Source organism: Pasteurella multocida (genome assembly GCF_900187275.1).
Lineage (GTDB): Bacteria > Pseudomonadota > Gammaproteobacteria > Enterobacterales > Pasteurellaceae > Pasteurella > Pasteurella multocida.
Genome location: NZ_LT906458.1, coordinates 1,273,942 through 1,293,564 on the forward strand (window position 1 = coordinate 1,273,942; position 19,623 = coordinate 1,293,564).

Annotated in this window: 18 protein-coding genes; 9 read left to right on the forward strand and 9 right to left on the reverse strand. The window is 40.7% G+C overall.

Annotated features, from left to right (window positions below):
• Positions 1-126 precede the first annotated feature (126 nt).
• From pflA to focA, 4 genes are all read right to left on the reverse strand, one after another.
• Positions 127-867 (reverse strand): pyruvate formate lyase 1-activating protein, encoded by a 741-nt coding sequence (pflA, locus tag CKV69_RS05925; RefSeq protein WP_005751070.1) that lies wholly within the window; start codon positions 865-867, stop codon positions 127-129.
• A 163-nt stretch (positions 868-1,030) separates the two neighbouring features.
• A complete protein-coding gene (locus CKV69_RS05930) occupies positions 1,031-3,070 on the reverse strand; it encodes an autotransporter domain-containing protein (RefSeq protein WP_014326306.1) in 2,040 nt (679 codons plus the stop codon).
• 173 nt (positions 3,071-3,243) lie between these two features.
• Positions 3,244-5,568, reverse strand: coding sequence for a formate C-acetyltransferase (pflB, locus tag CKV69_RS05935; protein WP_005722327.1), 2,325 nt, complete (start codon positions 5,566-5,568; stop codon positions 3,244-3,246).
• A gap of 85 nt (positions 5,569-5,653) precedes the next feature.
• Positions 5,654-6,505 carry a formate transporter FocA gene (gene focA / locus CKV69_RS05940; RefSeq protein ID WP_005755854.1) on the reverse strand — a complete coding sequence of 284 codons (852 nt, stop codon included), beginning with the start codon at positions 6,503-6,505 and terminating at the stop codon, positions 5,654-5,656.
• Positions 6,506-6,892: 387 nt separating this feature from the next.
• On the opposite strand from focA, the gene hinT reads away from it, so the two are divergent.
• From hinT to rlmC, 4 genes are read left to right on the forward strand one after another with little or no spacing between them, the layout of a single operon-like run.
• On the forward strand, positions 6,893-7,243 hold the full coding sequence (gene hinT / locus CKV69_RS05945; protein WP_005727186.1) for a purine nucleoside phosphoramidase: 351 nt from the start codon (positions 6,893-6,895) through the stop codon (positions 7,241-7,243).
• Positions 7,243-7,593 carry a YcfL family protein gene (locus CKV69_RS05950; protein ID WP_005751066.1) on the forward strand — a complete coding sequence of 117 codons (351 nt, stop codon included), beginning with the start codon at positions 7,243-7,245 and terminating at the stop codon, positions 7,591-7,593. Before hinT ends, CKV69_RS05950 begins: the two co-directional genes overlap by 1 nt.
• Positions 7,594-7,601: 8 nt before the next feature.
• On the forward strand, positions 7,602-8,657 hold the full coding sequence (gene nagZ / locus CKV69_RS05955; protein WP_005722321.1) for a beta-N-acetylhexosaminidase: 1,056 nt from the start codon (positions 7,602-7,604) through the stop codon (positions 8,655-8,657).
• 6 nt (positions 8,658-8,663) lie between these two features.
• The gene (gene rlmC / locus CKV69_RS05960; protein WP_014326308.1) at positions 8,664-9,854 is read left to right on the forward strand and encodes a 23S rRNA (uracil(747)-C(5))-methyltransferase RlmC; all 1,191 of its coding nucleotides are present in this window, start codon (positions 8,664-8,666) and stop codon (positions 9,852-9,854) included.
• Between the two features lie 92 nt (positions 9,855-9,946).
• On the opposite strand, the gene pfkA is transcribed toward rlmC, so the two are convergent.
• From pfkA to ung, 5 genes are all read right to left on the reverse strand, one after another.
• Entirely contained in the window at positions 9,947-10,912 is a 966-nt protein-coding gene (gene pfkA / locus CKV69_RS05965; RefSeq protein WP_005751062.1) for a 6-phosphofructokinase, read from the reverse strand.
• 94 nt (positions 10,913-11,006) lie between these two features.
• On the reverse strand, positions 11,007-11,921 hold the full coding sequence (locus CKV69_RS05970; protein WP_005753332.1) for a cation diffusion facilitator family transporter: 915 nt from the start codon (positions 11,919-11,921) through the stop codon (positions 11,007-11,009).
• Positions 11,922-12,488, reverse strand: coding sequence for a 6-phosphofructokinase (locus CKV69_RS05975; protein WP_005722317.1), 567 nt, complete (start codon positions 12,486-12,488; stop codon positions 11,922-11,924). It lies immediately after the preceding gene.
• 1 nt (position 12,489) lies between these two features.
• On the reverse strand, positions 12,490-13,266 hold the full coding sequence (gene yaaA / locus CKV69_RS05980) for a peroxide stress protein YaaA (RefSeq protein ID WP_014326309.1): 777 nt from the start codon (positions 13,264-13,266) through the stop codon (positions 12,490-12,492).
• A gap of 27 nt (positions 13,267-13,293) precedes the next feature.
• The gene (gene ung / locus CKV69_RS05985) at positions 13,294-13,974 is read right to left on the reverse strand and encodes a uracil-DNA glycosylase (protein WP_223848002.1); all 681 of its coding nucleotides are present in this window, start codon (positions 13,972-13,974) and stop codon (positions 13,294-13,296) included.
• 263 nt (positions 13,975-14,237) lie between these two features.
• On the opposite strand from ung, the gene grcA reads away from it, so the two are divergent.
• From grcA to era, 5 genes are all read left to right on the forward strand, one after another.
• The gene (gene grcA / locus CKV69_RS05990; protein ID WP_005718923.1) at positions 14,238-14,621 is read left to right on the forward strand and encodes an autonomous glycyl radical cofactor GrcA; all 384 of its coding nucleotides are present in this window, start codon (positions 14,238-14,240) and stop codon (positions 14,619-14,621) included.
• A gap of 231 nt (positions 14,622-14,852) precedes the next feature.
• The gene (gene lepA / locus CKV69_RS05995) at positions 14,853-16,649 is read left to right on the forward strand and encodes a translation elongation factor 4 (RefSeq protein WP_005722312.1); all 1,797 of its coding nucleotides are present in this window, start codon (positions 14,853-14,855) and stop codon (positions 16,647-16,649) included.
• A gap of 18 nt (positions 16,650-16,667) precedes the next feature.
• The gene (gene lepB / locus CKV69_RS06000; protein WP_014326311.1) at positions 16,668-17,690 is read left to right on the forward strand and encodes a signal peptidase I; all 1,023 of its coding nucleotides are present in this window, start codon (positions 16,668-16,670) and stop codon (positions 17,688-17,690) included.
• 6 nt (positions 17,691-17,696) lie between these two features.
• On the forward strand, positions 17,697-18,374 hold the full coding sequence (gene rnc / locus CKV69_RS06005; RefSeq protein WP_010906462.1) for a ribonuclease III: 678 nt from the start codon (positions 17,697-17,699) through the stop codon (positions 18,372-18,374).
• Entirely contained in the window at positions 18,371-19,291 is a 921-nt protein-coding gene (gene era / locus CKV69_RS06010; RefSeq protein ID WP_010906461.1) for a GTPase Era, read from the forward strand. Before rnc ends, era begins: the two co-directional genes overlap by 4 nt.
• The last annotated feature ends 332 nt before the right edge of the window (positions 19,292-19,623 follow it).

Here is a 19,623-nt window from a genome sequence, read left to right on the forward strand (position 1 = left end):
ACTTGCCGAGAATAAAGTCCTTCGCTGTAATTGGGCAAAGTGTATTCGTTTCAGATGAAATTGTGTGTAAATAAAAAAGAGCAGAAATATTCTGCTCCTCTTTCTTACATCGCCTAACAAGCTAAATTAATATTTTACAATATGCCCATAACTTTCCAGAATCGATTTAATATGTTCTAAGGATTCTTTTGTTGGAGGATTGACCTCTTCCAGTTCATATTTTTCACCCATTGCTTCCCATTTGTGTGCGCCCAAACGGTGATAAGGCAATAATTCGACTTTCTCAATGTTTTTCATGTCTTTAATAAAGTGACCCAATAAATGAATATCTTCATCGGCATCGGTATAACCCGGTACGACAACATAACGAATCCAAACAGGCTGATTACGTTTGGCTAGATATTGAGCAAACTCTAAAGTGCGCTTATTTGGTACACCGATTAAGTTTTGGTGAATTTTATCATTCAGTTGTTTGAGATCGAGTAATACAAGATCCGTCACATCTAACAGCTCATCAATCACGTGATCATAATTACGCACAAAACCGTTGGTATCTAAACAGGTATGAATCCCCTCTTTTTTACAAGCGCTAAACCAATCACGTACAAACTCTGCTTGCAATACCGCTTCGCCACCAGAGGCGGTAACGCCTCCACCAGATGCGTTCATAAAGTGGCGATAAGTCACCACTTCTTTCATTAATTCCTCAACAGTAATTTCCTTGCCGGCGTGCAAATCCCACGTATCTCGATTGTGACAGTATTGGCAACGCATTAAGCAACCTTGCATAAATAAAATAAAACGAATACCGGGCCCATCAACAGTGCCACAGGATTCGTAAGAATGAATTCTTCCCACAACAGCCATAATCAATCCTTAAACATTTTTTGCTTATTATAATCGAAATTTAGCCGTATTGTTGCGAATTATTCGACTATATTACATTGTCCTCACAACAAAAAAATACTCGGCATTCGCTTAAATAAATGCCGAGTGAGATACGGACTGCAGAAAAGTGTGCTGGCTTTTTTTAGAAGGTAAAACCAATGCCCGCTTGGAGTGTCGTGTTTGAAAGCGCATTTTTACGTCCTAGATCACGACGAAAAGCAAGATTTGCATGGAACCCACTGCTTATCGGTTTAAAGTGTAAACCCGCAACAATATTTACCCACTGGTTATCTTGCGATGGCAAGACAGTCATAAAAGAACTCCCATTCAAACTCGCTTGGATGGTAGGTAAATCATTGTTCCATTCTTTTACCCAACGTGTCGTGACATAAGGTTGCCAGCTTGCCGCCTGATAACGTAAATCAAAGCCAACACCACTTCTTACACTTTTTTCAGTACGTGCGGCAAATTGCATTTGTGTGATGCCACGGTTTTGCTCACCAAATCCAGCCACATCCGTTTTGGTTTTATTGAGATCCGCAATCAAAGCAATACCTAACGCCTTGAATTTCCATTCATAGCCGGCAAATAACCCCATGCTGAAACTTTCAGCCTCGGTTTCGGCTGACTGTTGGTGAGTCGAATGTCCAATATACGCCACTCTATCTGTTGTCAATGTTGTATTATTCACTTGGAGTGCACTTCCCAACCACCAATTATCTGCATCATAACGAAGTGCGGTGCTTAATACGCGATTTTGCGTATTGATATTAATCAGCCCCTGTTGCACATCTTGTTTCTGCTGACTCGCAACAAGCGCTAATTGCCACTGAGGGTTAAATTGGACTTTAGCACCAACATGTAAACTATGCCCCCCTTTTTGTTTCTGATAAGCGGCTAATGTATCAATACTCTGTGCGCTTTGTTGCTGTAAACGATGACGATTACTTTCAGTACGAATAAAATCCAATGCCAGCTCCGTTTGCTGCTGAACGATCTGAGTCAGAATCCCCATGTCCTTTGGCGTCTGTAATACATTAAGAATATAATCTGACATCGCTTTATGTGCAGTTGGTCCTGGGTGGAAACTGTCTGCAAATAAGCGTTGACTGGCAGCTGTTTGATCCTCAGGCTTACATGCCGGTTTAGCTGGGTCTGCGGTGCTCTCTTTACAAACGACGGTTGTCGTATTCGTTAAACCATATTCTGCTGGACGGGTCATCATATCTTTTAATAATCCATCAGTGTCAATACGTACAATATTTCCACCCACTTGGTTTAACGCTGACGTAATACTGGCATTTAAGAATGCGGTGGCTTGTGCCGCCTGTTCAACAATGGTTTTGTATTCTTTAATTAATGTCTCTGCAATACCTTTGGCATTATAACCTGCAGCAGACAATGTCCACTGTGTAATAGTCCAACGACTGTTATAAAAATCTTCCGCTGCTTTTTCTAATGTTTGTACACGGTGTTTTTCAAATTCTTCCAAATTCTTGGTTGGTTGGACTAAAAGTTGTTCAGCCGCCGCTTTAAAATTGGCGACAAAATCCGATTGTTTGATTAAACCATAGGATTTTGCTTGGATTTGTGCGCCGGCTGCTTCACCCAATTTATCGAAAAATTCAGGCGTATAAGTCACGTTTGGGATCGTAGGCGCGATGATCTGATTAACACCAGCCTGTTGTAATGCTCCCCATTGCTGTGCCATCGTTTGTGCCATGGTTTTAATACTGGCTAACACGTAGGCTTGTTTCTCTTCAGGTGTTGTCTTCGTTACTGCTGTTGCTAATACTGTCGCCAAATCATTACCACCTGCCCATAGAATATGTAAAGCTTCTTTTTTGACTGGCGCATGTAAATACTCGTTGATCTGCTTTTCTAGTGCTAAATGAGGTTGTTCTGCTGTTCTAGTATTATGTGCACCAACAATCACCCCACCGCTGTACGCGTAGTTCAAACCACCTTGTGTAGAAGGTATTAATTTTTTCCCAAATGCTTGAGCTAAATATTCATCATAAAGGTGATGATAGTTTCCATCAGCCTTTAAATAAGAGGCTTTCTTATTCCAACCTGTTTGCCCCATATCACTTAAACTATCACCAAACACGACAACATCTTGTGCCAGAGCAGCCGAACTTAGTGAACAAAATAATGCGAATGAAAGTGTATTAATTTTCACAATAATGTCCTTCAATTATTCATCGTCAGTCAAAAATTTGCGTCATCATACGTTGATTATAGGAAGATACCTAGCCAGACCACTACTGGTATGAACAGAAGTCAATGTTTAATCACATAAAAAAGCCTCTGTGCTTTCACACAGAGGCTTTTATGTCCATTCACCTACTCAAATTACATCGCTTGAGTAAAGGTACGCGTAATCACGTCTTGTTGTTGTTCTTTGGTTAACGAGTTAAAGCGTACTGCATAACCCGAAACACGAATGGTTAATTGTGGATATTTCTCCGGATTTTCCATTGCATCTAACAACATTTCACGGTTCATGACGTTCACGTTTAAGTGTTGTCCGCCTTCAATCGTTGCTTCATGGTGGAAGTAACCGTCCATTAGACCTGCAAGGTTACGTTTTTGTGCTTCGTAATCTTTACCTAAGGCATTTGGTACGATTGAGAAGGTATAAGAAATACCATCTTTCGCATAAGCAAATGGCAATTTCGCAACAGAAGTTAACGATGCTACTGCACCTTTTTGGTCACGACCGTGCATTGGGTTCGCACCCGGTCCAAATGGTGCACCAGAACGACGACCATCTGGGGTGTTACCTGTTTTCTTACCATAAACCACGTTAGATGTAATAGTAAGTACAGATTGTGTCGGTGTCGCATTACGATAAGTACCCAATTTTTGGATTTTCTTCATAAAGCGTTCAACTAAATCACAAGCGATTTCATCAACACGGTTATCGTTGTTACCGAATTGTGGATATTCGCCTTCAATTTCAAAGTCGATTGCCACATCTTTTGCAATACCAACCACTTCACCCGCTTTATTTTTGATTTCGATATCACCACGAACTGGTTTCACTTTCGCATATTTAATGGCAGATAAAGAGTCCGCTGCGACAGAAAGCCCTGCGATACCACAAGCCATAGTACGGAATACATCACGATCATGAAGTGCCATTAGTGCGGCTTCATACGCGTATTTATCGTGCATAAAGTGAATGATGTTCAATGCAGTAACATATTGTTTCGCTAACCAATCCATAAAGCTGTCTAAGCGCGTCATGACATCATCATAATCTAAGTATTCGCTGGTAATTGGATCGGTTTTCGGTCCTACTTGGTCACCTGATTTCTCATCCACACCGCCATTGATTGCGTATAACAAGGTTTTCGCTAAGTTGGCACGTGCACCGAAGAATTGCATCATTTTACCCACGATCATTGGCGATACACAGCATGCAATCGCATAGTCATCGTTTTGGAAGTCAGGACGCATTAAGTCATCGTTTTCATACTGAACAGAAGACGTATCGATAGACACTTTTGCCGCATAACGTTTGAAACCTTCTGGTAATTTTTCAGACCAAAGAATCGTTAAGTTTGGCTCTGGTGACGGTCCCATCGTATAAAGGGTGTGTAAGATACGGAAGCTGTTTTTGGTTACTAAAGTACGACCATCTAAGCCCATACCCGCTAAGGTTTCCGTTGCCCACATTGGGTCGCCCGAGAATAATTGATCGTACTCTGGGGTACGTAAGAAACGCACCATACGTAATTTCATGACTAAGTGGTCAATTAATTCTTGTGCTTCTTGTTCTGTAATTTTGCCTGCTTTTAAATCACGCTCAATATAAATATCTAAGAAAGTCGATACACGACCAAATGACATGGCAGCACCGTTTTGTGATTTCACTGCAGCAAGATAAGCAAAGTAAGTCCATTGTACCGCTTCATGTGCGTTAGTCGCTGGACCCGAAATATCGTAACCGTAAGAGGCCGCCATTTCTTTCATTTTGCCTAAAGCACGGTGTTGTTCCGCAATTTCTTCACGTAATTGAATCGTTGCTTGGATATCTTCGCCACGCTCTAGTTTGTCTTGTAATGACGTAAATTGGTTAAATTTATCTTTCATTAAGAAGTCTGCACCATACAGAGCCATACGACGATAGTCACCAATAATACGACCACGACCATAAGCATCCGGAAGCCCTGTGATTACCCCAGATTTACGGCAACGTAAAATATCGGGTGTATAAACATCAAATACACCTTGGTTGTGGGTTTTACGGTATTCAGTAAAGATTTGCTCGACTTCTGGTTTTAGTTCACGGCGATAAACTTTACAAGAACCTTTCACCATGTTGATACCACCAAACGGCATAATCGCACGTTTTAAAGGTGCATCTGTTTGCAAGCCAACAATTTTCTCTAAGCTTTTATCAATATAACCCGGCGCATGTGAAGTGATTGTTGACGGCGTATCGCAATCAATGTCATACGGCTCGTGGGTTTTATTTTCCACTTTGATTTTTTCCATCACATCATTCCACAATTTTGTTGTGGCTTCTGTGGCATCGGCTAAGAAAGACTCATCCCCTTCATAAGGTGTATAGTTTTTTTGAATAAAATCGCGTACATTCACTTCTGTTTGCCAGTCGCCACCGGTAAACCCTTCCCAAGCCTTTTGTTGAGTTTCATTTAATTGACTCATACTCAATACCTTCTATTAATTAATGAAAATAAATCTTGTCATCGCTTACATAAAAGTAACATTGTTACTTTTACACCTAAACTGCTTAATGTGGGCGGTTAATGTACCACTGTGTTAATGCGACACAGAGGGCGCCACCAACAATATTCCCTAAGGTCACGGGAATTAAATTTTTTACTACAAAATGATACATATCTAAATCAGCAAATTGCGCGGGATTTAAACTCACAGCTTGCCAAAATTCAGGGGAAGCAAAATGCGCGATCATCATCCCCATTGGGATCATAAACATATTTGCCACACTATGCTCAAAGCCTGATGCCACAAACATCGAAATCGGCAAAATCATGATCACCGCTTTATCTAATAAGGTTTTGCCGGCATAAGTCATCCATACCGCAATACACACCATAATGTTACAAAAAATACCCAATGCAAAGGCTTCTGTCCAAGTGTGATGAATTTTATGTTGGGCTGTTTTTAAAATGGTTAATCCCCATTGCCCGTTGGCAGCCATAATTTGCCCTGCAAACCAAGTAAGCAACACAATGAAAAGTGCGCCGACAAAGTTGCCTCCGTACACCACGAGCCAGTTGCGCAACATTTGGAAAGTAGAGATTCGACCACTGACTCGCGCAACTGCAGTCATCGTTGATGAAGTAAAGAGTTCAGAACCGCACACCACCACCATAATCACCCCAAGGGAGAAAACAATACCACCGACTAATTTTGTGAGTCCCCATGGTGCATCACCATTACCGGTTTGTGTGGTTGCGTAGAAAACGAATGCAATGGCAATAAATGCCCCTGCTGGAATAGCAGAAAAGAAAGAGTAGATTTGTTTTTTTGTGGCTTTATAAACACCGACATCTTCGCCAATCTGTGCCATCTTTGTGGGTGACACCATACAGGTTGACGTTGATTCTTCTGATTTCATCCTTAAATCCCCTTACATGAATATCGTATAATGCCTAATGACGATGAGTCACATAAATCAATAATTTAAAAAAATTTTATTTTTTATAATTTTTGTTAATTATAGGGAGTTTTCGTGCAAAATAAAAGCGCTTTTTTGTTCAAAAAATACCCAAAGCCATTTTTTCTTACGCCAGATCAATTTATTGTTAAAATATTTTAATTTTCAACAAATTAACATTAATTTAAATAACTTATAACAAGATTTTAACAGCTATTTTTTAATCAGCAATAGTTCATTTTTAAAACAGCAAAAAGCTACACTCTAGTGTCCTGAAAAAATTGCCATTTTAGCCATTTTCTGTTAAAACGTGCGTAGATTTTCACATAATGAAAAAGGATAAGTAACATGGCTGAAGAAACGATTTTCAGTAAAATCATTCGTCAAGAAATTCCAGCGAATATTGTTTACCAAGATGAATTGGTCACGGCCTTTCGTGATATTTCACCACAAGCAAAAACTCACATTCTGATTATTCCAAACAAGCTCATTCCTACGGTTAACGACGTTACCGCGCAAGATGAAATCAGTTTAGGTCGCCTTTTTACTGTGGCGGCGAAGCTTGCCAAAGACGAAGGCATTGCAGAAGACGGCTACCGCTTAATTGTGAACTGTAATAAACATGGTGGACAAGAAGTCTTTCATTTGCACATGCACCTCGTGGGTGGTGAACCACTTGGTAGAATGTTGGCAAAATAATGAAAAAACTGACCGCTCTTTTCATCTCAAGCTATCTGCTGGCGGGTTGTGGTTCTCACCAATCCGTGAATCTGCTACATACACATCAGCCTATCTTGAATATTGAGGCGGATGCGCATCAGTTAGTTGAAGCACATGTTTCGCCAACACTCGCTTGGGTTAAAAATAAATATGCTACGCCTATACAATTAACTTACCAAGTATTTTGGTATGACAAACAGGGCGTCAGTCAAGCGACCACCCTGTCAGATAACCCATTAGGCTTGCAAGGGCATGAAAAATACATTATTCCGTTAAATAAACCCACTGCAGAAAGCCAAAACTACCGTTTATATCTGCGCTTAAAATAAGGTCTTTTATGTCAACACTATTGATCGATTTACAAGGTCAAGAACTTAGCCAAGAAGAAGTCGAACTGTTATCACATCCTTTAGTAGCAGGGCTCATTTTATTTACACGGAATTTCCATGATCGCGCCCAAATGCAAGCGCTGATCCAATCGATTCGTCAACGCGTCAAGAAGCCGTTGTTGATTACGGTGGATCAAGAAGGTGGACGGGTTCAGCGTTTTCGTGAAGGTTTCACCCAACTTCCTGCTATGCAAGCCTTTGCCTGTTTAATCGATGATCCTGTACAACAAACAAACATGGCACAGCAAGCTGGGTGGCAAATGGCAGCAGAAATGACCGCACTTGGTATTGATCTCAGCTTTGCGCCTGTTTTAGATTTAGGACATCAATGTCAAGCCATTGGCGACCGCAGTTTTCATTCACAAGCAGAAATGACACTCAACCTTGCCAGCGCCTTTATTGACGGTATGCATCAAGTGGGAATGGCCGCCACGGGTAAGCATTTTCCGGGTCATGGTCATGTGATTGCAGATTCACATTTAGAAACGCCTTATGATGAACGTCCAAAACAACAGATCTTTGCGCAAGATATTCAGCCATTCCAGCAGTTGATTCAACAAAATATGCTCGATGCCATCATGCCTGCACATGTGATTTATAGCCAATGCGATCCTCAACCTGCGAGTGGTTCTGCATATTGGTTAAAACAGGTACTACGCCAACAACTTGGCTTTAACGGTGCTATTTTCTCTGATGATCTCGGTATGAAAGGCGCCGGCTTTATGGGGGATTTTGTGCAACGTTGTGAGCAATCTTTGCAGGCGGGTTGTGATTTACTGTTACTGTGTAATGAAAGAGAAGGCGTTATCCAAGTGTTAGATAATTTAAAACTTTCTGAAACAGAGCCGCACTTTGCCCTACGTCAACAACGTTTACAGCAGCTTTTCAAACGTAAAACTATTCGTTGGTCTGAATTGGAAGCCACTTCACGTTGGTTAGAAAATCGCAAAATATTGACCGCACTTCAACAACGCTGGCTTGATAACAAAGCCAACAAACATTAATTAATTATGTCATCTCCTTCTACTTCTTTTGCGTTGCCTTGTCAGCATTATCAACGTGGCGATTGTCGTTCTTGTCAATGGCTGGCGACGCCTTACTCAACACAGCTTGCGAAAAAACAGCAACATCTGCAACAGCAACTCCGAAAGCTGGATTGTACACAAATTCAATGGCAAGCACCTTATACTTCAATACTGCAAGGATTTCGTAATAAAGCCAAAATGGCAGTCAGTGGGATGGTAGAACGACCGATATTAAGTCACCCACAAAGTGAGGCGGACTTAACCGATTGCCCACTCTACCCAGCTCATTTTACAAACATCTTTACGATTTTAAGAGATTTCATTGCACGAGCAGGCTTAGTCCCCTATAACATTCAAAAACAAAAAGGGGAACTGAAATATATTTTGTTAACAGAAAGCCAACTTGATGGCGGTTTAATGTTACGCTTCGTGCTCCGTTCAGAAAAAAAATTGCCTTTAGTTCAGCGCGAACTGCCTGGGTTATTAGCCAAATTGCCACAATTAAAAGTGGTCAGTTTAAATATTCAACCGCAACATGCCGCCATTTTAGAAGGGGAAAAAGAGATTTTTCTCACGGAACAACACACGCTAGAAGAGTGTTTTAATCAGATTCCGTTATTCATTCGCCCACAAGGCTTTTTCCAAACCAATCCACAAGTAGCACAAGGGCTATATGGCACTGCGCAACATTGGGTACAAGAGCTACCCGTTCACAGGCTATGGGATTTATTTTGTGGTGTTGGAGGTTTTGGCTTACATTGTGCACAAGCCTTACAAGCCCAATACCCTGATCGCATAATTCAATTAACCGGTATTGAGATTTCCGCCTCAGCCATTGAAGCCGCAACACTCTCGGCACAAAAATTAGGCTTAAAGCAGGTAAAGTTTCAATCTTTAGATGCTAAACATTTCGCCTTAGCACAATCTCCCGCGGCACAAGACGACACACCCGAACTTGTGATCGTTAACCCTCCTCGTCGTGGCATTGGTATAGAACTGGCACAATTTCTCAATCAACTCGCACCGCACTTTATTTTGTATTCCAGTTGTAATGCAGAAACCATGGGAAAAGATGTCCTCCACTTGAGCGATTATCAACTGAAAAAAGTACAGTTATTTGATATGTTCCCACATACTTCTCATTATGAAGTGCTGTGTTTACTGGAACGAAAATAAATGTGTTTATCTGTCTTACAAGACCGATTTTTTAAGGACATAAAAAAACGGTGGAGTCTTCCACCGTTTTTCCTTCAATATCATTCAACAGATTAGTCTAAACGTTTTGATAATGCTAACCAATCCGCTTTAAATTCACGGCGCATATTGTTGATTGCATCAATAATATCGTGGTGAACTAATTGTTCATTTTGAATACCAACGCAATAGCCACCTTTACCTTGCATTAATAAATCAACCGCATAAACGCCCATACGTGAACCTAAAATACGGTCAAATGCGCAAGGCGTACCGCCACGTTGAATATGACCTAAAATGGTAGCACGAGTTTCATGTTTCACACGCGATTCAATTTCACGGGCTAATTCATTCACATCACAAATTAACTCAGTAATTGCAATAATGGCATGACGTTTACCTTTGATAATACTGCGCTCAATCTGTTGAATTAACTCTTCACGGTTAAATTCTACTTCCGATGCCACAATATACTCACAACCACCAGCAATACCCGCTGAAATAGCTAAATCACTACAATGACGTCCCATGATTTCAACAATCGAAATACGTTGGTGCGAGCTTGAGGTATCGCGTAAACGGTCAATGGCTTCGACGGCTGTCTGTAACGCGGTTTGATAACCGATAGTGTAGTCTGTCCCTGCCACATCGTTATCAATCGTACCCGGGATACCGACACAAGGGAAACCATGTTCTTCCGTCAGTAATTTTGCCCCCATGTAAGAACCGTCCCCACCAATCACCACAAGTGCATCAATACCATGGGAACGTAAAATTTCAGCACATTTAGCGCGAACCGCAGGATCTTTAAATTCAGGAAAACGCGCCGATCCTAAAAAAGTACCGCCGCGGTTAATAATGTCGGAAACACTATAACGGGTCATTTGTTTCACTTTATTATGATATAACCCATAATAGCCTTCATAAATACCGTATACTTCTAATCCTGCCGCAAGTGCTGAACGAACCACGCCGCGAATGGCGGCATTCATGCCCGGTGCGTCACCACCACTGGTTAATACTGCTATTTTTTTTATCATATATTAAACCTTCTAAATAAAAATGAATCCAAAATCGTCGCTAAGATTACACTATTCATACAAACTGCTCTAGCAAAATTTATGAAAAATCCTACTACATTTGATCTAGCTTAGCATTTTCTAATTTTTCGGCTTGTACTACGCTTGTTGGCTCATGATGAATCACGATATCGACTCGTGCAAACGCCTGACGAAGTCGTTGTTCAAGTTGTTCGGTAATATCGTGTGCTTCTAAAAAAGACAAATGATCATCGAGCTCTAAATCAAACTGGACAAAGCGAATGGCGCCTGACTGACGAGTACGCAAATCATGAAACCCTAAAATACGTTTATCTGACAAAATGATTTGTTCGATTTGACGAATTTCTGCTTCAGGTAACGCTCGATCCAACAGTAATTGTACCGCTTCAAATAACATTTTTAGTGCACTGACCAAAATATAAACCGCAATGATAATTGCCCCAATTGCATCCGCCAGAATAAAATCAAACGCAGTGAACACGAGAGAAATCAAAATCGCTACATTCATGTAGATATCAGTTTGGTAATGTAAACGATCCGCTTTAATCGCCGGACTACCCGTTTTATGAATAATGCGACTTTGGTAATACACTAACGCGGAAGTGATCACAATCGAAAACCAAATGACGGCAATCCCTAGAGTTTGATTGGTTAACGGTTGAGGATCATTAAAACGATGAATCCCTTGCAGGAGGAGAAAAACCGCGGAGCCAGAGATAAAGGCGCTTTGAATTAATGAAGCAAGAGATTCCGCCTTACCATGACCAAATGAGTGATTATCATCTGCTGGCATTAAGGCAAAACGTAAAATCAGCATATTTAAAAAGGAAGCCGCTAAATCCAAGGTGGAATCAACAATAGATGCCAACATGCTCACAGAGCCTGTTTCCCACCATGCAAATCCCTTCACCAGAATCAACATTAAAGCAGTATAGACCGCACAATTTGCCGCTTTTTTCACTTGTGAAGAATAGCTTTTTTCTTCCATCTATGCACACATCCATTGCCAAGCCACTTGTTTAATGTGCTTCATTTCTTTCTCTACTACATACTTTTTCAAATAACGAATCACTTTTTCATTTTTCATGTGGCGCAATTTTTTGCTTTTCGGAATTTTTAATGAATATTGGTATTGCACAAATCCACAGCCCGCAATGCCTTTTCCTTTTGCTACATCGACTTGCCAATCATTATTTTTCACTGTCGGTTCATAGATGACAAAAGAATACAGGGTTTCCTGTTGTTGCTGTAATTTAAAATGTTTGACCCCAGTATTTTTATAGACACGTTGACGCAATGCGATACGATCATCTAAGCTGACTTGCATGGGATTACGATCAAATAACAATTCCACCGCACTTTTCCAATTTTCTACACTTTCCCCTTCTTCTAAATAAAAGAAACGGGCAAGATTCCCCAAATCTTGTTGCGTGGCTAAAGTATAGGTGTGTTGATTATGGGTAATCTGCTGCGGTGCCACTAATTGCGGTTTGCTGGCACAGCCTGAAAGTAACAGCCCAATCAGTGCAGTTAATATGAAGAGAATTTTTTGCATACTATTCCGCCACATCACGTTTAAATACGAACTCGGTTTCACTTGAACTCGTTGGATCAAACCAATACCCGCCTAAATCAAACCCTTTTAATTGTTCCACCTCGCTTAAACGATTTTGAATAATATAGCGACACATTAAACCGCGTGCTTTTTTGGCATAGAAACTGATGACTTTGTATTTGCCATTTTTATTATCTAAAAACACAGGCTTAATGATCCTTGCATTCAATTGGCTTTCTTTTACTGATTTATAATATTCATCCGAGGCTAAATTCACTAAAACATTATCGCCCTGTGCCTCGATCGCTTGCTGTAAAGTATCGGTAATCACATTTCCCCAAAAAGCATAAAGATCTTTCCCTTTGCTATTCACCAGTTTTGTCCCCATTTCCAAACGGTAAGGTTGCATGAGATCAAGTGGCTTTAATAAACCATACAAGCCGGACAACATACGTAAATGTTGTTGGGCAAATAACACATCCTGCTGCGATAAACTTTCAACGTCTAATCCGGTATATACATCGCCTTTAAACACATAAATTGCCGCGCGAGAGTTTTGTTCCGTATGCGCTTTTTGCCACTCTGCAAAGCGGGCAAAATTTAAGCCAGCTAACTTGTCGCTAATCGACATCAACGAGCCGATCTCCGCAGGCGAAAGCTGACGGCAGACATCAATTAATTGGGCACTATACTCTGTTAACTGCGGTTGAGAAAATTCAAATTTTGGTACCGCACTTTCAAAATCTAAGGTTTTGGCTGGAGAAATAATGGCTAACATAATGTTCTTTCCTGAATAACGTTGAGATTAAAGCGAAGCTAATTGCCATTGAATTGGCGATAGCCCTTGCGCCATTAGATAGGCATTGGTTTTGGAAAAATGACGACAACCTAAAAAACCACGATGGGCAGAGAGTGGCGAAGGATGTGGCGCAGTGAAGACGCAATGTTTTTGCCGATCAATAAATTGCCCTTTTTTCTGTGCATGACTCCCCCAAAGCAAAAACACCAACTTCTCACGTTGTGCATTTAAGGCTGCTATCACACGATCAGTAAAGGTTTCCCAACCAAAACTAGCATGCGAATGCGCCTTACCTTGTTCTACCGTTAACACAGTATTTAACAGCAAAACTCCTTGTTCCGCCCAAGGCACTAAGTAGCCATGATTGGGGATCTGAAAGCCTTCAATATCTTGTGTTAATTCTTTATACATATTCATCAAGGAAGGCGGTGGTACCACACCTGGTTTAACAGAAAACGCCAACCCATGTGCTTGATTGGGACCATGATAAGGATCTTGACCAATAATCACCACTTTTACAGCTTCAAATTCAGTCAACTGAAAAGCACTAAACACCTCTTGCGGGGGAGGATAGACAATTTTACCTGATGCTCTAGCCTGATGAACCTGATCTAAAATATGTTTAAAATAAGGTTGTGTTTTCTCAGTACCAATCACATCTTTCCACGTCTTCATTTTTTCCTCCAATTGTTGAGTTTCCGATTATAAAGAACTTCCTATAAAATTGACAGTTATTGCATGCAGATTGTTAAATAAATGTTTATTTATTGTTAAATAAAAGATGTTTAAAATCATAACGTTACAACATTTATTGATCTAAATCAAAATTTGAAAATTAACCTATAAAAACCCTTTGTTCTAGGTCAAAACGATTTGAAATCATCAAAAATTTTGATAAAATTCTGACCAATTTACACTGATTAACAAATCGCCAACTTAGGAGGCAGACAATGATTAAAGGTATTCAAATTACCCAAGCGGCTAATGACAATTTATTAAACTCATTTTGGTTATTAGATAGCGAAAAAGGTGAAGCGCGTTGTTTATGTGCTAAAGGTGACTTCGTTGAAGATCAAATCGTTGCAGTAAGTGAATTAGGTCAAATCGAATATCGCGAATTACCAGTTGATATCGCCCCAACAGTCAAAGTAGAAGGTGGTCAACACTTAAACGTTAACGTATTACGCCGCGAAACCTTAGAAGATGCGGTCAATAACCCAGAAAAATACCCACAATTAACAATCCGTGTTTCAGGTTACGCTGTACGTTTCAACTCATTAACACCTGAACAACAACGTGATGTGATTACTCGTACATTCACACAAAGTCTATAATTGACATCCATTTGCCCCTTGAAAAAACACCTCGAGATAAAAACGAGGTGTTTTTGTTTTTGTACAGCTATTTCTGTGCCCTCACTTGACTTCATAAAGAACAGTGCTTGAGATAAAAAATTTACACCAATTTCAGTGCGTGTTTACGCTATTGCTAGCGAATTCATCAATATTCAGGTAAAATCTGGCAGTTTAACTTTATCCAATTTTTATACATAAATTGATTTTCATATGAAGAATATACGTAACTTTTCTATTATTGCACACATTGACCACGGTAAATCGACACTCTCTGACCGCCTTATTCAAACTTGCGGTGGCTTATCTGATCGTGAAATGGAAGCCCAAGTGTTGGATTCCATGGATCTTGAACGTGAACGTGGGATCACGATCAAAGCACAAAGTGTGACCTTAAACTACAAAGCGAAAGATGGCGAAACCTATCAATTAAATTTCATCGATACGCCAGGTCACGTTGACTTCTCTTATGAAGTATCGCGTTCTTTAGCCGCTTGTGAAGGCGCATTATTAGTGGTGGATGCGGGACAAGGTGTCGAGGCACAAACTTTAGCTAACTGCTATACCGCAATTGAAATGAATTTAGAGGTGGTGCCGATTTTAAACAAAATCGACTTGCCCGCAGCAGATCCTGAACGCGTTGCAGAAGAAATTGAAGACATTGTCGGTATTGACGCGATGGAAGCGGTGCGCTGTTCAGCAAAAACCGGTGTGGGTATTGAAGATGTGTTGGAAGAAATTGTGCATAAAATCCCTGCACCCGAAGGGGATCCGAATGCACCATTACAAGCCTTGATTATCGACTCGTGGTTTGATAACTACTTAGGCGTAGTATCTTTAGTGCGCATTAAAAACGGCACATTACGCAAAGGCGATAAAATCAAAGTGATGTCTACAGGACAATCTTACAATGTGGATCGTCTTGGTATTTTCACCCCAAAACAAGTCGATACCACCATTTTAAATTGTGGTGAAGTGGGTTGGGTGGTGTGCGCCATTAAAGATATTTTAGGGGCACCCGTGGGTGATACGCTTACTTCGCACAACAATCCAGCTTCTTCTGTCCTGCCGGGTTTTAAGAAAGTTAAGCCACAGGTGTATGCCGGTTTATTCCCAATTAGCTCTGATGATTATGAAGCATTCCGTGATGCGCTCGGTAAACTTAGTCTAAACGATGCGTCATTATTCTATGAACCTGAAAACTCCACCGCACTTGGTTTCGGTTTCCGTTGTGGTTTCTTAGGACTTCTCCACATGGAGATTATTCAAGAGCGTTTAGAGCGCGAATACGATCTTGATCTGATTACCACAGCACCGACAGTAGTGTATGAAGTGGAAAAAACCGACGGTGAAGTGATTTATGTGGATAGCCCATCAAAATTACCGCCACTCAACAACATTACGGAGATTCGTGAACCGATTGCAGAATGTAACATGCTGTTACCACAAACCTACTTAGGTAACGTCATTACGCTCTGTGTAGAAAAACGCGGTGTACAAACCAATATGGTTTACCATGGTAACCAAGTGGCATTGACCTATGAAATCCCAATGGGCGAAGTGGTACTGGATTTCTTCGACCGCTTAAAATCGACTTCTCGTGGTTATGCTTCCTTAGATTATGGTTTCAAACGTTTCCAAGCCGCCGATATGGTACGTGTCGACATTATGATCAATGGTGAGCGTGTCGATGCGTTAGCGTTAATCGTGCATAAAGATAATGCACCTTATCGTGGTCGTGAATTAGTGGAGAAAATGCGTGAACTCATTCCACGTCAACAATTTGATATTGCGATTCAAGCGGCGATTGGTAACCACATTATTGCCCGTTCTACCGTCAAACAATTACGTAAAAACGTATTAGCAAAATGTTATGGTGGTGACGTTAGCCGTAAGAAAAAACTCTTACAGAAACAAAAAGAAGGTAAAAAACGCATGAAGTCTTTGGGTAACGTCGAAGTACCACAAGAAGCCTTCTTAGCGATTTTACATGTCGGAAAAGACAAATAAGGAACATCAGGAAATACTATGTCTAACTTCTTCCTCATTCTATTGTTAGTAGCAGGGTTCGGTGTCTGGAAAGTATTAGATTATTTTGCCTTACCTAACACGTTTTCCATCTTGCTTATTCTCTTGACCGTCATTTCTGGCGCCTTGTGGTGCTATTACCGTTTTACGGTCCAACCACGGCGCGCAAGACAAATTGCGCGTGCAGAACAACGTTCTGGCAAAGCACTCAGCGATGAAGAAAAGGCTAAAATTGAACCCATCTCAGAAGGCGGAGAGTTTTTATCTTCACTGTTTCCGGTTCTCGCCTTTGTGTTAATTTTACGTTCCTTTTTGTTTGAACCCTTTCAAATTCCATCTTCATCAATGGAACCAACATTGCGTATTGGTGACTTTTTGGTAGTAAAAAAATACACATACGGGATTAAAGATCCTGTGTTCCAAAACACGATAATTGAAACTGGCAAACCTGAACGTGGCGATATTATTGTGTTTAAAGCCCCGTTACAACCTAGCGTAGATTATATTAAACGTGTTGTCGGCGCACCGGGCGATAAAGTGCAATACAACGAATACACGCGTCAATTAACTTTAACCTATGCGAAAGACGGTCAAGAATGTCACAGTGACTGTGAAACAAAAATCTTTAGCTATACTGAGCCTAAAGAAAATCCCGACTTTCAGTTTCTGATTGGACGTGATCATAAAGGTGAATATCTATATGGTCCTTCGCCGTTAGAAACCACCGAAACAGGCGATGTGTCTCACCAAATTCACTGGTATCCTGAACCAATTTCAGAAGGTTTTCGTTATAAAGCCTACCGTTCACAAAGCAATTATGTGACAGAATGGGTCGTACCAGAAGGGCATTATTTTGTGATGGGCGACAATCGTAATAACAGTGAAGACAGCCGTTTTTGGGGCTTTGTCCCAGAGAAAAACATTGTGGGGAAAGCCACATATATTTGGTTGAGTTTAGATAAAAAACAAGATCAATGGCCAACAGGCGTCCGTTTTGAACGCTTTTTTACAGAAATTAAGTAATAAGTAATGACTCAAAATTTAGAACGTTTACAACGCCAGATTGGTTATCAATTTAACCAACCGGCGTTGCTTAAACAAGCATTAACACACCGCAGTGCCGCGGTTAAGCACAACGAGCGTCTTGAGTTTCTCGGCGATGCCATTTTAAATTTCATCATTGCTGAAGCACTCTATCACCAGTTTCCCAAATGTAATGAAGGGGAATTAAGTCGTATGCGAGCCACGCTAGTACGTGAGCCGACGCTCGCGTCATTAGCTCGCCAATTTGAATTGGGGGATTATTTATCGCTCGGACCGGGCGAATTAAAAAGCGGCGGTTTTCGTCGCGAGTCGATTCTAGCTGACTGTGTGGAAGCCATTATTGGCGCTATCTCTTTAGATAGTGACTTAGCCACTACCACGAAAATCGTACAACATTGGTACCAAGCACAGCTCAAACAAATCCAACCGGGTGACAATCAAAAAGACCCCAAAACACGCTTACAGGAATATTTACAGGGTAAACGTCTTCCTCTCCCAACTTACAATGTGGTTGAAATCAAAGGTGAAGCCCATTGCCAAACGTTTACTGTCGAATGTTACGTGAAAAATATTGACCGCACTTTTATGGGAAGCGGTGCAAGTCGCCGTAAAGCTGAACAAGCGGCAGCAGAAAAAATTTTACAATTATTGGAAATGAAATGAACGAAATAAAGACGGCGGATAACGCCAAAACTTACTGTGGCTTTATTGCTATTGTAGGTCGTCCTAATGTAGGGAAATCCACCCTTTTGAATAAAATCTTGGGGCAAAAAATTTCAATTACCTCACGCAAAGCGCAGACAACCCGTCATCGCATTGTAGGTATTCACACTGACGGTCCTTATCAAGCAGTGTATGTTGATACACCGGGCTTACATATTGAAGAAAAACGCGCGATTAATCGTTTAATGAACCGTGCAGCAAGCAGTGCAATTGGTGATGTGGATCTGATTATCTTTGTGGTAGATGGTACGCATTGGAATGAAGATGATGAAATGGTGCTCAATAAATTGCGTGCGGCGAAAGCCCCCGTGGTGCTCGCAATTAATAAAATTGACAACATCAAAAACAAAGAAGAGATGCTACCATTTATTACCGAGCTGACCAGTAAATTTGACTTTGCCCACGTAGTCCCAATTTCGGCACAAGGGGGCAAAAATATCGCAGAATTAGAAAAAATTGTGCGTGAATCTTTACATGAAGGTACGCATCATTTCCCTGAAGAATACGTGACTGATCGTTCACAACGCTTTATGGCCTCCGAAATCATCCGTGAAAAACTCATGCGTTTTACCGGTGATGAATTACCTTATTCTGTTACCGTAGAAATTGAACAATTTAAATTGAACGAACGCGGCACTTACGAAATCAATGGATTAATTCTAGTTGAACGTGAAGGTCAGAAAAAAATGGTGATCGGCAATAAAGGGCAAAAAATCAAACAAATTGGTATAGAAGCCCGCGCCGACATGGAACGTTTGTTTGATAACAAAGTCCATCTTGAACTATGGGTGAAAGTCAAATCAGGTTGGGCGGATGATGAACGTGCCTTACGTAGCTTAGGTTACATGGACGAATAATTGCTAAGCCTAATACCCCTGTTATACCTCCCTCTCTTCAACAAAGAGAGGGATTTTTCTGGACGTTTAACAATGCCTATCATGCCTACCCTATAATCTATTGGTAAAACTCTTTAAAAAAACACCGCACTTTTGGGAACAGTTACCTAAAAACATAGAAGTATGTGTTACCCTAACTTGGTTCTTCGAATTTTAGCAATGTGTACTAAAGCACATTAAATTTGAGCACACAAGCCCACCTTAGTAGAGCATCTCCTCGTCGTAGACAAATATCTACTTAACGATCTTTTTTGAAATCTAGTGTGCTTTTGAGAATAAACTAAAGTGTGGTG